Here is a 14,206-nt window from a genome sequence, read left to right on the forward strand (position 1 = left end):
TTTATATTAACCCTGGGGGTGCATAGTAATGTCAGCAGTCGTAGTTGTAGGAACACAGTGGGGAGATGAAGGAAAGGGTAAAATTACCGACTTTCTTTCTGAAAAGGCTGAAGTAGTAGCAAGATATCAGGGTGGAAACAATGCGGGACATACAATCGTATTTAATGGAGAAACGTACAAACTTCATTTGATTCCATCAGGCATTTTTTATCCAGAGAAAATCTGTGTCATCGGCAATGGTATGGTAGTAGACCCAAAGGCATTAGTCAAAGAACTAGCCTATTTGCATGACAAGGGTGTTCATACAGATAATTTACGTATAAGCAATCGTGCCCATGTGATTCTTCCTTATCATATTAAGTTGGATGAATTAGAAGAAGAATACAAAGGGATAAACAAAATAGGGACTACAAAAAAGGGAATTGGGCCTGCCTATATGGATAAGGCTTCTAGAGTGGGAATTCGTATTGCAGACTTACTTGACCGAGAGGTATTTGAAGAAAAACTTTCTCATAACCTTACTGAGAAGAATCGTCTATTCGAAAAGGTTTATGAAACACAAGGGTTTTCGCTAGAGGATATCGTAGATGAGTATTATGAATATGGACAGCAAATCATTAAATATGTATGTGATACATCCGTTGTGTTAAATGATGCGCTAGATGATGGACGTCGTGTTCTATTTGAAGGTGCCCAAGGTGTTATGTTAGATATTGATCAGGGAACGTATCCATTTGTTACATCCTCAAATCCAGTAGCAGGTGGGGTTACAATTGGTTCTGGAGTTGGTCCTACTAAAATAAATCGTGTAGTAGGGGTTTCAAAAGCCTATACAACACGTGTAGGAGATGGACCTTTTCCAACGGAGTTAAACGATGAGATTGGTCATCAAATTCGAGAGGTTGGTCGCGAGTATGGAACGACTACTGGACGTCCTCGAAGAGTAGGCTGGTTTGATAGTGTAGTCGTACGTCATGCAAGACGGGTAAGCGGAGTTACGGATTTATCTCTTAATTCCATTGATGTTCTAACAGGAATTGAAACGGTAAAAATTTGCGTGGCCTATCGATACAAAGGAGAACTAATTGAGGAATACCCAGCTAGTTTAAAAATTCTCGCAGATTGTGAGCCAGTCTATGAAGAGTTTCCGGGCTGGTCTGAGGATATTACAGGGGTGAAAAAGTTAGAAGAACTACCAGAAAATGCTCGAAACTATGTTGAGCGTATATCCCAGTTAACTGGGATCCCATTATCTGTATTCTCAGTTGGACCGGATCGAACACAAACAAACGTAGTGCGAAATATATATAGCTAATAAAATGAAAAACATAGTTGGAAACAGCTATGTTTTTTTCATGCCAAATTTGTCGAAAATTAACCCCACTCCACTGAAAGCCTAAGTAAACTCTAATACCCTTACTTATGACAATCTCACTATGTAATATTTTGCTAAGGTGTCTTTTGTCGTGCAAAAACGACATAAATCTTAAGAAAATATACGATTTAATGAGAAGAAAGGCTCATTTCAATGTCAAAATCCTACATATTTTGTGTAAAAATTTGTCAGTAATACTACAATTATATTACATATTGGAAACTATTATACTTTTTTTCAAATTCTATGGTAAATTAATAAAGTGTAAATTTGAGAGAATTGTCGAACGATATAATACGTCTTGGCGTATTTTGTAAGACGACGCTTTTCAACTCACAAGGTGAGATGAACGAAAATTTCGGACAAGCAACCTTTGTTCAGGGAGGAAAGACCGTGTCAAACCAAAATAATACAAATAAAACACCAAGAAAATATATGACTTTATTTAAACGAGTTGCAATAACATCAGTTGCGCTTTCAACATTAATGTTTGGAACAGTATCAGCTGATACAAAAATCCAAACAGTGTATCATGTATACATAGATGGCAATAGAGTTGGAACAGTTGATTCTAAGAATGTAGTAGAAAAGGTAGTCGATCAAAAAGTAGATTCCTTACAAGATCAATATAAAGAGCTTTCTTTAGTTGCTGATAATGTTTCAATTATTGAAGAACAGGCTTTTCATCCTACTTTCAATAATGAAAATACTGTAAAGGTGCTAGAATCTGAGATTGAAATTGCTGCACAAGCTAAGGCAATTACGATTGATGGAGAACCAGTTGCCTATCTAAAAGATGAAGAAGAAGCGAATGAGGCTCTTAAACAATTAAAATTACAATATGTAAAAGAAGAGCAATTGCAAGAGCTTGAAGCGAGAGAAAACGCAGAACAACCTTTGCCTACATTGGCTGAAGGACAATCTCGTTTATTAGACGTTTCGTTTGAGGAAAAGGTTTCAATTTCCGATGGAAAAATTTCACCAGAGCAAATCCATAATCCTGCTGATACCGTTACATTGCTTCAAAAGGGTACATTAGAAGAGAAAAAGTACCAAGTTAAAGAAGGAGATGTACTAGGTTCTATCGCGGTAGATCATGATTTAGCAACAGCTGAATTATTAGCGTTAAACCCGGGAATTACAGAGGATACACTCATAAAAGTTGGACAAGAATTAAACGTAACAGCGTATAAGCCATTTTTAACAGTTGTGGTAAAGATGGAGCAAAATATAAAAGAAACGATCAATTTTGAAACAAAGGTTAATGAAAACTCAAATATGTATAAAGGGGACAGAAAGGTCACTCAAGAAGGTAAAGAGGGTGAAAAAGCTGTTCACTATGAATATAAAATGGTTAATGGCGTGAATGTTGAAACAAAGAAACTTAATGAAACAATCGTCAAAGAGCCTGTAACAGAGATTATTGAAAAAGGGACGAAGGTTGTTCCGTCAAGAGGATCAGGTCAGCTAGCATGGCCAGCAGTTGGCGGTTATATCTCAAGTCACGTTGGATATAGATGGGGACAACTCCATAAAGGTATTGATATTGCAAGACCAAGTAATTATGCGATTAAAGCAGCTGACAATGGGACAGTTGTAGAGGCTGGATATTCTGGTGGCTTTGGTAATAAAATTGTGATTAACCATAACAATGGAATGAAAACCATTTATGCTCATATGTCATCCCTTAATGTTCGTGTTGGACAAACTGTAACGAAGGGCCAACAAATTGGTGTAATGGGTTCAACTGGTAACTCAACAGGAACTCACTTGCATTTCGAATTATATATTAATGGAGCTTTGAAAAACCCATTAGATTACTTATAATAATTTCCAATATACGCCTTCAGCATGATGCTGAAGGCTTTTTTCATAAGTATAAAGAACGATAAAATGATAGTAGAGATTGGACGGACGACCTATATCACTGGTTTTTTTTACACTTCTGATGATATACCTCCCTTTTTCTGCTAAAGTTAGAAGTAAAGGAACAAAATAAAAGGAACAATTCGAACTATATAATATGAAAACTGTATTACGTGGTAAAGGTTTTAATTTCATTGTGAAGGAGAAAAAGTGAATGGAAAAAGTAATTCTTGTAGTTGATGATGAGAAACCAATTGCGGATATATTACAATTTAATCTTGAAAAGGAAGGTTATAAAGTCGTTTGTGCCTATGATGGTAATGAGGCTTTAGAAAAAGTTGAGGAAGTAAGTCCTGACCTCATTCTACTTGATATCATGCTTCCACATAAAGATGGCATGGAGGTTTGTCGAGAGGTACGAAAAAAGTATGATATGCCGATTGTTATGCTAACAGCAAAAGACTCTGAAATTGATAAAGTATTAGGGCTTGAGCTAGGAGCTGACGACTATGTTACAAAGCCTTTTAGTACGAGAGAACTGCTCGCAAGGGTAAAGGCAAACCTTCGAAGACACCAGCAAATTTCTGAGGCAGTTAGCCAGGAAACAACAAATGAGATTGCTGTGGGTTCCCTTGTAATCCATCCAGATGCCTATGTGGTGAGTAAACGAGGAGAGACAATAGAATTAACACATCGTGAATTTGAACTTTTACACTATTTAGCCAAGCACCTAGGTCAAGTAATGACACGAGAGCATTTATTACAAACGGTATGGGGATATGATTATTTTGGGGATGTACGTACAGTTGATGTAACCGTACGCCGCTTACGTGAAAAAATTGAAGATAGTCCGAGTCATCCAACTTGGATTGTCACAAGACGCGGAGTGGGCTACTATTTACGAAACCCTGATCAGGAGTAAATCCAAAAATGAAAAGACTAGGTTTTTTTCAATCCATTCATTTTAAATTTGCACTCATCTATTTGCTTTTAATTTTAATTGCGATGCAAATTATTGGTGTTTATTTTATAGGCAAATTGGAGTTGCGGTTGGTAGAAAATTTTAAAGTGTCCTTAAATGAGCGGGTCAATATACTTGCCTTTAGTATTGAGCAGGAAATGAATAAAGAGAGGGAAGATCCTTCTACATTAGAAAAAGATATCCGAAATATTTTGCAGGACTATGAGTCTGAAGATATCCAGGAGATTCGGGTTATCGATAATAAAAGTCGTGTAGTTGGAAGCTCAAACCCGTACAGTCAAGGAATTGTTGGACGGAAAACGAATGAGGATTTAGTGAAACGTACCTTGTTACTTGGGGATAATCCTGATGATGTAAAACTAGCTAGAAATACGTTTGATCGCATGTATGTCTCCTCAACACCAATTCGTTCAAATGGGGATATAATTGGAGCAATTTTACTAACTGCAAGGATGGAAAATGTGTATGATGATATTAAGGAAATCAATGATATCTTTGTGACAGGGACGGGAATTGCGATGGCGATTACGGCAGTCCTTGGAATCTTTGTCGCTCAAACGATTACAAGACCAATTTCAGCAATGAGAAAGCATGTTTTAGAATTAGGAAGAGGTAATTTTTCAAAGAAGGTAAAAGTATTCGGCCATGACGAGATTGGTCAACTTGCTATGACCTTCAATAATTTATCAAAAAAAATACAAGATGCACAAGCGACAACAGAGGGGGAACGCCGCAAGCTCTCTTCTGTACTTGCACATATGACAGATGGGGTAATTGCAACCGATAAAAAGGGACGGATTATCTTAATCAATACGCCTGCAATCGACATGCTAGATGTTTCACGTGAAACAGTCCTTGAACAGTCAATTGTTTCGATCTTAGGATTAGATGAACAATATACATTTGAGCAGCTTGTTCACGATATTGATACCGAAATTCTTGATTTTAGTACACATAAAAAGCAATACATTATAAAGGTTAGTTTCTCAGTTATTAAAAAGGAATCAGGCATCATCAATGGTTTAATTGCTGTCCTATATGATGTAACTGAGCAAGAAAAGATTGAAAGTGAGAGACGAGAGTTTGTAGCGAATGTCTCACATGAACTACGAACACCATTAACGACAATGCGGAGCTATCTTGAAGCACTGGCAGATGGTGCTTGGCAGGATGAAAAGATTGCGCCTCAATTTTTACATGTAACGCAAACTGAAACAGAACGGATGATTAGGTTGGTCAATGACTTGCTGAAGTTATCAAAACTAGATAGTAAGGATTACCGTTTATCCAAGGATTTAATTGATTTTACAAAGTACTTCCACCGAATCATTGACCGTTTTGAAATGACAAGGAAGCAGCATATCTCCTTTATTCGAAACTTACCTGAGAAGCCAATATATCTGGAAATCGATCAAGATAAGATGACACAGGTTCTCGATAATATTATTTCAAATGCTTTGAAATATTCCCCTGAGGGAGGAACGGTTACCTTCCAAGTGGCTGAATCAAACGGTGAAATCATCGTAAGGGTAGGTGACCAGGGTGTTGGAATACCGAAGGATAACATCAATCGAATTTTTGAGCGATTTTACCGAGTGGATAAAGCACGTACCCGTAAATTAGGAGGAACAGGGTTAGGGCTTGCTATTGCCAAAGAGATGGTCGTTGCTCATGGAGGTAGGATTTGGGCTGAAAGTGAAGAAGGGGTTGGTACAACTATTTTCTTTACCCTACCAATCAATGTGAATCAAGATGGTTTAGAGGATGATTGGGATGAAGTATGAATCAATAAAAACAACAATTTTAATTCTCTTAGTGCTTTCAAGCATTGTTCTTACATGGTCTTTGTGGACGTATCAGCCCCAATACGATCACTTAGGAGAAAATGATGACTTAGTAGCGGAAGTAACGACAAATATTACGAAAGGCGCCTCCGAAATTATAAAACCTACTAAAATTTTATATCATATTGATGGTCAGCATTTTGGGACCTATAACGAGACAGAATTGAACCGAGTCATGAAAAGGCTTAGGTCTTGGGAGATTCATGAGGTCCATAACATCACACATACTGTTCAGGATCAAGGTTTAGCAGACTTCTTAAATCAAAATGGACGAGTTGAAATATACTTTCCTGATCCTTTTCCTCTGGAGCTTTATAAATCGTTTATCAAAATTAATGATAAGGACCATTCCTTCATCTCGTTTGACAGATTTGTAATTGAAGTCAATTCAGAAGACAATGGCGAAGGGACTGTGTACTTTGTGTCCACTGGTGACAACTTAGTGTATGAGGGACGAGTGAGTAGTAGACTCACAAGGGAATTTCGAAAAGACTTCTTTACAACGGCGGCGACGAGATATCCCGAGCAAATTGAATATAAACTATCAGATACGAATTCTGTCTACTTACCGAAGGACACAACGCTTGTAGAACGTGTTGACTATTATATTGATGCGATTGAAATTGATACCTTTAAAGATCGCTTATTCACAAATTCAAGTCTTGTTAAGCGGGATGTACTTACTACAGGTGAAGTTCATACCGATGGAACAAGGTTACTAAGAGTCTATAATAATCAAAAATATATTGAGTTCAATAATCCAACAAGAATTAGTGGGGAACCAGCACAGACAACAGATTTAATTCAAACAAGCATTGATTTTGTTAATGAACATGTTGGTTGGACAGATAATTATCGCTTTTTTAGCTGGAGTAAAGAGAGTCAAACGACCGTTTTTAAACTCTATGTAAAAAATATTCCTGTTTTTAGTAGTCGAAAGGGACTAACAGATATTATCCAAGAATGGGATAACAATGATATTGCGAGATATTTTCATCCATCCATAAACTTACGAATCGATTTGGACTCAATTGATATAAGACTACAAAAGGGTGAAAAGGTGATGGAGGAAATCACAAGTAAGCCGAATTTTAATCCTGAATTGCTCGAGTCTGTAACAGTTGCTTATGACCTTGTAGAGAATGAAGATAATTCCCAGTTTGTTTCACTTCAACCGGTTTGGACTTACAGGTATAATGGAAGTTGGAACAAGGTTGAGATAAAGAATGAGGATTTAGGAGGACATAAAGATGGATTGGAGTAAAACCAAGTCTTTATTTATCATTACCTTCTTGATTCTCAACATCTTTTTAGGATATCAGCTTATTCAAAAAAGGGATAGCAGTCAACTCGATTTGTTAAAAGAATTAAGTATTGATGAGAAACTAGCGGAAGAGGACATCACGTATGAGGTTTTGCCAAAGGAACCCGAAGAATTAAGTTATATTAGTGGGAAGGTCAAAGTTTTTACTGAAGAGGATGTTAAAACTCTTAAAAATCAAACCGTAGACATTGATACTGCTGGCATACTAAAGGGTACGTTTACTGATCCTATTAAGCTCTCTTTAACAGATCAAATGAAAATCGGACAATTTGCGAAGGACCATATCCTATCGGGTGACAAATATACCGTTTGGGATGTGGATGAAGAAGCTGGAACGATTGTTTTAATTCAACAATATAAAAATTACAAGGTCTTTGGACAATCAGCGAATATAAGTGGTGTCATCTATTTGTATCTGAATAAGGACCATGAGGTAACGTCCTATGAGCAAACATTAATTCCTGAATTTGAAGAGCATGAGCTGGAGGAGTTAATTAAGCCAATGGAAACTCTAGAAAACCTTTTTAATAATTTCCATCTAAAATCAGGTAGCCATGTATCTAAGGTGGAAATTGGGTATTACCCACTTGTCCCATATTCAGAATCGCAGCTATTGGCTCCGGCTTGGCATGTTATTATAGACGATGAAACACATATATATGTCAATGCCATCGAAGGACAAATTTTAAATAAGACGGAGTGAACGACTATGGGGTTGCATTTTAGTGTGCTTGCAAGCGGGAGTACAGGAAATGCGTTCTATGTTGGAACAGACAAGCATTCCTTGCTTGTAGATGCCGGGTTAAGTGGTAAACAACTAGAACTGTTATTTAAAGAAATCAACAAAGAAATTAAGCATCTTTCCGGGATTCTTGTGACACATGAGCATAGTGACCATATTAAGGGGCTTGGTGTACTGGCGAGAAAGTACAAGCTTCCCATCTATGCGAATGAAAAAACATGGAATGCGATGGAGCGTAATATAGGCGAAATTCCGACAGAACAGAAGTTTATTTTTCAAATGGGGGCAGTAAAGACATTTGGAAATATAGATGTTGAATCATTCGGTGTTTCACATGATGCGGCTGAACCAATGTTTTATGTGTTCCACAACGAAGGGAAAAAGGTTGTTTTAATTACGGATACAGGCTATGTCAGTGATCGGATGAAGGGCACCATAGAAAATGCGGATGCGTATGTATTTGAAAGCAACCATGATGTGTCTATGCTTCAAATGGGACATTATCCGTGGAGTATAAAACGGCGTATTTTAAGTGATGTTGGACATGTTTCGAATGAGGATGCAGCGTTAGCAATGTCAGATGTAATTGGTGACAACACGAAACGAATCTACTTAGCGCACCTAAGTAAAGATAATAATTTAAAGGATTTAGCACGTATGTCGGTTAAGCAGACTTTAGAAAGTAAGGGGTATGTTGTCGGCGAACAATTCGATTTGTATGATACAGATCCTAAGCTACCTACGAAACTAGCCTATGTATAAGAAAAAGCTCATTTGACTTTAATCAGATGGGCTTTTTTGTTTGCAAAAACACTTGCCGCACCCATAATTTTCTAGTAACTTGAAGTTAGAATGAAAGTAGGGATGCTATGAAAACCTTTATGTTGCGAACGGCAGGTTTAATGGTTCTTTGGGTGTTGTTTTTCATTTTTGAAAAGCCGGTACCAACCGCGTATTCAATTATGATTTGTGCTGTTGGCATGACCTTATATTTTTTCTTAAAAATCACACCAAGGCCGATCTATCTATATGTTGCGATAACCATACTTTTACTGACGCAAGGAGTTATTGAATCAGGCAATCCATTTACACTATTATTACTAATGTACGTTGTTTTATTAGCTGCAATCCACCTAGGAAGTCAACTATTTAAAGGACTTGTTGCTTTTACGGCAGCCTGTTTAGTGGTCTTCTTTATGTGGATGAAAAGTGATTTATCCGTTTATGTCTATTTTCTCTTATTCTACCTCCTTGCCCTTCAGGTGAATGAACTTTGGACGAAGCGAGAGGAGCAACGCAACCTCTATGACGAATTGCTTGGGGAATATCGAAAGTTAAAGAGAGTTGCCCTAGTGGCAGAGGAGGAAGCGCGATATCAAGAGAGGACTATGATTGCAAGAGACATTCATGATTCCGTTGGGCATAAGTTGACAGCACTGTTAATGCAGTTGGAGATCCTTTCAATTAAACAAGGTCCAGAACATTATCATGATTTAAAGGAATTGGCTAAAGAGAGCTTAGAAGAGACACGCTTTGCAGTCCGAACTTTAAAGGACCGAGAGCATGAAGGAATTGCAACCATCTTACAGCTAATCAAAAAACTTGAGGCTGAAAGCCATATTATGGTTCAACTGACGACAAAACAAGGTATTTTGTCCGAACAGCTCACAAATGAACAGAGTGTGGTTCTATATAGAGTAATCCAGGAAGGACTTACAAATGCAATGCGCCATGCCCACTCACGTGAAGTGCAGGTGCTACTTGGAAAAACAGCAGACGGAAATATTGAACTTATTATGAAAAATCGAATCTATAAGAATGAACCGTTCAAGGAGGGTTTCGGCCTTTCAAATATGCGAAAGCGAGTTGAGGAATTGGGGGGAATGCTAACGGTCTATCAAACGGATGAGGAGTTTGTCATTAAAGGAATACTACCGTTAGCAAAAACGTAAGGGAGGGAAACGGACATGTGGAATGTGTTAATTGTAGAAGACCAGTCGATCGTTAGGCAAGGCTTGAAACTCATGCTGGAGCAAGACGAGAAAATCCGTGTTGTGGCTGAGGCCGAAAATGGGGAAGAAGCAATTAAGAAAATGGAGGCACATGTTATTGATGTGGTGTTAATGGACATCCGAATGCCAGTTATGAATGGACTTGAGGCAACTAGAAAGATCAAGGAAGGTTGGCCTAATGCAAAGATTTTAATCCTCACAACCTTTAATGATGATGAATATGCAATCCAGGCATTAAAATACGGGGCAAATGCTTTTTTACTGAAAACATCAGACCAGAATACACTAATCCATGCGGTTTATAGTTGTTTTCAAGGGGGTCTAACGATTCATGAAGAGGTTGCAGCCAAAGTTATGCCGCGGTTATTACACAAGGTTGAGAAGAAACTTGAATTGCCTTTATCTACACGAGAATTAGATATCACAAGATTAGTAGGTGAAGGAAAAACAAATAAGGAAATTGCGGATGAATTATTCCTATCTGTCGGTACAGTAAAAAACCACATCACGCAAGTCTTACATAAATTAGGGCTTCGTGATCGTACTCAGTTAGCAATTTTTGCAGTGAAAAATGATATTACATAACATACAAGGGTTGTCCAAACATCAGTGGATGGCCCTTTTTTGATGGGGAAATGACTCAGGTCATGTTTTTTACATAAACAAGTGACGCTAGATAGTGCTGTAAGAGGGCTTGAAAGTCTATGATAAAACTATAAAGGAGGCGACGGTTATGTTAGAAGTAATTGATTTATCAAAGAAATATAAACAAAAGTACGCTGCACAGGGAATTAATATGTTCTTGGAAAAAGGAGAGATTGTGGGTCTGCTTGGTCCAAATGGAGCGGGAAAATCAACGACCATCTCTATGCTTTCATCTTTGGTTGTTCCAACATCTGGTGATGTGCGGCTATTAAATGAAAGTACGATTAAAAATCCACAGAATATCCGTAAGATTTTAGGAGTGGTTCCTCAAGAGATTGCATTGTACACGGATTTATCAGCTGAAGAGAATTTACGATTTTTTGGAGAGATTTATAGGTTAAAAGGTGCTGAATTAAAAAAGCGGATTGAAGAAGTTTTAGAGCAAATCGGTTTAACTGACAGAAGAAAGGATTTAGTTAAAACATTTTCCGGTGGTATGAAAAGAAGGTTAAATATTGGCGTGGCTTTACTTCATAATCCGGAAATTATTATTATGGATGAGCCAACGGTAGGGATTGACCCACAATCTCGAAATTATATTTTAGAAACGGTAAAACGTCTCAATAAGGAACGTGGAATGACCGTATTATATACAAGTCATTACATGGAAGAGGTCGAGTTCCTATGTGACCGTATTTATATTATGGATAAAGGTCATATTATCGCGTCAGGTACAAAGGAAGAGTTAAAAAATATTCTTTCCTCTGAAAATACAATTTCGATTCAGGTTGAGCGGGTAAAAGAAGAATTTATGCAATTACTTGAAGCTGATTCAGCCGTACGTCAAGTAAAGGTTCAGGACCGTGTTGTAACAGTTATTGTTCCAAAGGAGTACAATTTGTTTCAAAAAATCTCCCAGATAGCTGAGGAAACAATTACAACGTTGATATCAGTTGAAGTAAAAGCGCCGACACTTGAAGACGTATTTCTTCATCTGACAGGTAGAGCGTTAAGAGATTAGGAGGTGAGAGAATGATTATTCCATTTATAAAAAAGGACTTACTGGTGTTGCTACGGAACCCCCAGGAGTTACTTGTTTTAGTTCTAATGCCGCTTGTCCTTATTGCGATCCTAGGCTTTGCCTTAGGTGGGGTCATGGGGGGAGACGCTGAACCGATTTCGGCTAGAGTGGCTTTTATTAATCATAGCAACGAACAAGGGGATGTTGAAGCGTTTATCCAAAAGGTCAAAGCGAAGGAATTGCCAGAGGAAGCAGAAACAGCATTAATCCAAAGCGCAAATCAACTTCGTCCAATTCAGACGTTAGTAGATGATATGTTTGGTAGTAAGGAACTAAAAGAAATTGTGGAACTTGAGGTAGTTAAGCAGGAAAAATTGAATGAAATAAAAAATGACGATCGTTACGCTGCTGTTATTGAGATACCAGAACATTACACATATGATATTTTATCGTCTGCCTTACTAGATGAACCTTCAACTGCCACGATTACCCTTTATAAAAATGAAGGAAAACAGATTTCTCCAAAAATAGTGGAGGATATCCTTATGAATTTCCAAAAACAGCTTACTTCCATGACTGTAATAGGGAAAGCTGGAATTCAGTTAGAAGATATGAATAGTGTGAAACTTGGAAAGACAGAGACTGTTACCGAGCGCGAACCGATTAATTCATTGCAATATTATTCCGTCGGTATGAGCGTTATGTTTATTATGTTTATTGCTTCTCATATTGGCTCATCTGCCTATCGTGAAAAGCAGTTACAGGTGTTCAATCGAATTATTTTATCGAATACGTCAAGATGGTCGTATCTGGGTGGTATCTTTTTCTCTGTAATCCTGATTGCGATTATACAGCAAGCAGTTTTATACGGAGTTACTTCTCTCATATTTGATGTCGTTTGGAAAGATCTTTTCGGGTTTCTCTTAGTGAACCTATCACTATCCTTTGCCATAGGTGGAGTTGGAGCATTGTTGACCGCATTAAACTTCCGAATCGACTCAGAAGGTGTGTCAAACTTTTTTGGGAATGTGATGGTTTCGATTTTCGCCTTTTTAGGAGGAAGTTTTACTCCGATTGCTGAAACTTCATCTGTCATCGGTATGTTGGGTAATTTTACGCCAAATGGTGCAGGAATGACCGCATTATTACAATTGCTTCAAGGTGTGGAGCTTTCCGCTATTGCACATCATATTTTTTATTTAGTGGGCTTTGGTTTGGTGATGTTGACCGCAGCTGTTTTTAGCTTCCCGAAAAGAGGTGATGCCATATGATAAGTATTTTACAGGCAAAATTTAAATTATTTCTAAGAAAGCCAATGCTTATGATTGGCATGACCATAATGAGTATTGTGTTTGCCTTGTTATTAGGTGCCGCAAATTATACAAATATTATAGTACCCATTTATACAGATATTGAAAATATTGAAGAAACGGTACTTTGGAAAGAACTAAATAAGACGCAAGCCTTTGAATTTAAACTAGTGACAGAAGATGAGGCAAAGAAAATGGTTAGTGAAGGTGATGCAGAGGCTGCTGTGCAGCTAGAAAAGGAATCTTATACAATTGTCATAGTTGCAGAGACGTCTAACCTTCATATAATAGAAAGCTATCTTCAGACCTTTTATGGAGATCTTTTAATGGAAGAGAAGATTAAAGAGGCAACAGCCACAAGTAGCCTTATCGACTCAGATGCCATTATTAAAGAATATAATGAAAAGAAAGAGAACCCGTTATTCAAAATTCACGCTGCTTCTTTTCGTAGCGACGATGCTGTGATTATTGATAACCAACTTCAGACGATTTTTGGATTCACCTTGTTTTTTGTCATTTACACCATCTCTTATAATGTTCACAACATATTACAAGAGAGAACATGGGGAGTTTGGGACCGCATGATTTTATCCCCTTTAAAAAAATGGGAGATGTACGCAGGCAATTTAATTTATAGTTTCCTAATGGGGTATTTTCAGGTTGCACTCATCTTCATAGTGTTCCGTTATGCCGTCGGGGTAGACTTTTATGGGGGATTTGGAAAAACGTTAATTGTGTTAATCCCATACGTGTTCTCAATTGTCGCGCTTTCGTTGTTTTTAGTCAGCGTTGTTAAAAGTACTCAACAATTCAATGCGATTATTTCACTTATATCGGTCTGCTTGTCGATGCTCGGTGGTGCCTATTGGCCATTAGAAATTGTAAGCTCAAACTTCTTGTTAAGAGTTTCGGATTTTGTGCCAATTAAACATGCAATGGAAGGCTTAAAAGCCGCTACCATTTATGAAGCACCGATGAGTGAATTACTATATCCAATTAGCATTCTGACGTTAATGGGAGTCGTATTAATCGGGATCGGTATCAATTTAATGGAACGGAAAAACGCTTAAAGAAAAAGGCAGGGG

Annotated in this window: 12 protein-coding genes; all 12 read left to right on the forward strand. The window is 37.7% G+C overall.

Features of this window, described 5'->3' with window-relative positions; genetic code table 11:
• Positions 1–28 precede the first annotated feature (28 nt).
• Complete coding sequence (locus CKJ95_RS00165; RefSeq protein ID WP_099351391.1) at positions 29–1,315, forward strand: adenylosuccinate synthase; 1,287 nt, start codon at positions 29–31, stop codon at positions 1,313–1,315.
• A 453-nt stretch (positions 1,316–1,768) separates the two neighbouring features.
• Entirely contained in the window at positions 1,769–3,202 is a 1,434-nt protein-coding gene (locus CKJ95_RS00170) for a peptidoglycan DD-metalloendopeptidase family protein (RefSeq protein WP_099351392.1), read from the forward strand.
• 253 nt (positions 3,203–3,455) lie between these two features.
• Entirely contained in the window at positions 3,456–4,163 is a 708-nt protein-coding gene (gene yycF, locus CKJ95_RS00175; protein ID WP_099351393.1) for a response regulator YycF, read from the forward strand.
• An 8-nt stretch (positions 4,164–4,171) separates the two neighbouring features.
• Complete coding sequence (walK, locus tag CKJ95_RS00180) at positions 4,172–6,007, forward strand: cell wall metabolism sensor histidine kinase WalK (protein ID WP_099351394.1); 1,836 nt, start codon at positions 4,172–4,174, stop codon at positions 6,005–6,007.
• Positions 5,997–7,331 (forward strand): YycH family regulatory protein, encoded by a 1,335-nt coding sequence (locus tag CKJ95_RS00185; protein ID WP_180271373.1) that lies wholly within the window; start codon positions 5,997–5,999, stop codon positions 7,329–7,331. The genes walK and CKJ95_RS00185 overlap by 11 nt, the downstream gene beginning before the upstream one ends.
• Positions 7,318–8,094 carry a two-component system regulatory protein YycI gene (locus CKJ95_RS00190; protein WP_099351396.1) on the forward strand — a complete coding sequence of 259 codons (777 nt, stop codon included), beginning with the start codon at positions 7,318–7,320 and terminating at the stop codon, positions 8,092–8,094. The genes CKJ95_RS00185 and CKJ95_RS00190 overlap by 14 nt, the downstream gene beginning before the upstream one ends.
• Positions 8,095–8,100: 6 nt before the next feature.
• On the forward strand, positions 8,101–8,895 hold the full coding sequence (locus CKJ95_RS00195; protein ID WP_099351397.1) for an MBL fold metallo-hydrolase: 795 nt from the start codon (positions 8,101–8,103) through the stop codon (positions 8,893–8,895).
• A 107-nt stretch (positions 8,896–9,002) separates the two neighbouring features.
• Positions 9,003–10,085: a sensor histidine kinase gene (locus tag CKJ95_RS00200; RefSeq protein ID WP_099351398.1), complete on the forward strand. Its 1,083-nt coding sequence runs from the start codon at positions 9,003–9,005 to the stop codon at positions 10,083–10,085.
• 15 nt (positions 10,086–10,100) lie between these two features.
• The gene (locus CKJ95_RS00205) at positions 10,101–10,730 is read left to right on the forward strand and encodes a response regulator transcription factor (protein WP_099351399.1); all 630 of its coding nucleotides are present in this window, start codon (positions 10,101–10,103) and stop codon (positions 10,728–10,730) included.
• 148 nt (positions 10,731–10,878) lie between these two features.
• Complete coding sequence (locus CKJ95_RS00210) at positions 10,879–11,811, forward strand: ABC transporter ATP-binding protein (RefSeq protein WP_099351400.1); 933 nt, start codon at positions 10,879–10,881, stop codon at positions 11,809–11,811.
• An 11-nt stretch (positions 11,812–11,822) separates the two neighbouring features.
• Entirely contained in the window at positions 11,823–13,082 is a 1,260-nt protein-coding gene (locus CKJ95_RS00215) for an ABC transporter permease (protein WP_099351401.1), read from the forward strand.
• Positions 13,079–14,191, forward strand: coding sequence for an ABC transporter permease (locus CKJ95_RS00220; protein ID WP_099351402.1), 1,113 nt, complete (start codon positions 13,079–13,081; stop codon positions 14,189–14,191). The genes CKJ95_RS00215 and CKJ95_RS00220 overlap by 4 nt, the downstream gene beginning before the upstream one ends.
• The last annotated feature ends 15 nt before the right edge of the window (positions 14,192–14,206 follow it).

Origin of the sequence: Fredinandcohnia onubensis, from assembly GCF_002734285.1 — a bacterium.
GTDB classification, from domain to species: Bacteria; Bacillota; Bacilli; order Bacillales; family Bacillaceae_L; genus Ferdinandcohnia; species Ferdinandcohnia onubensis_A.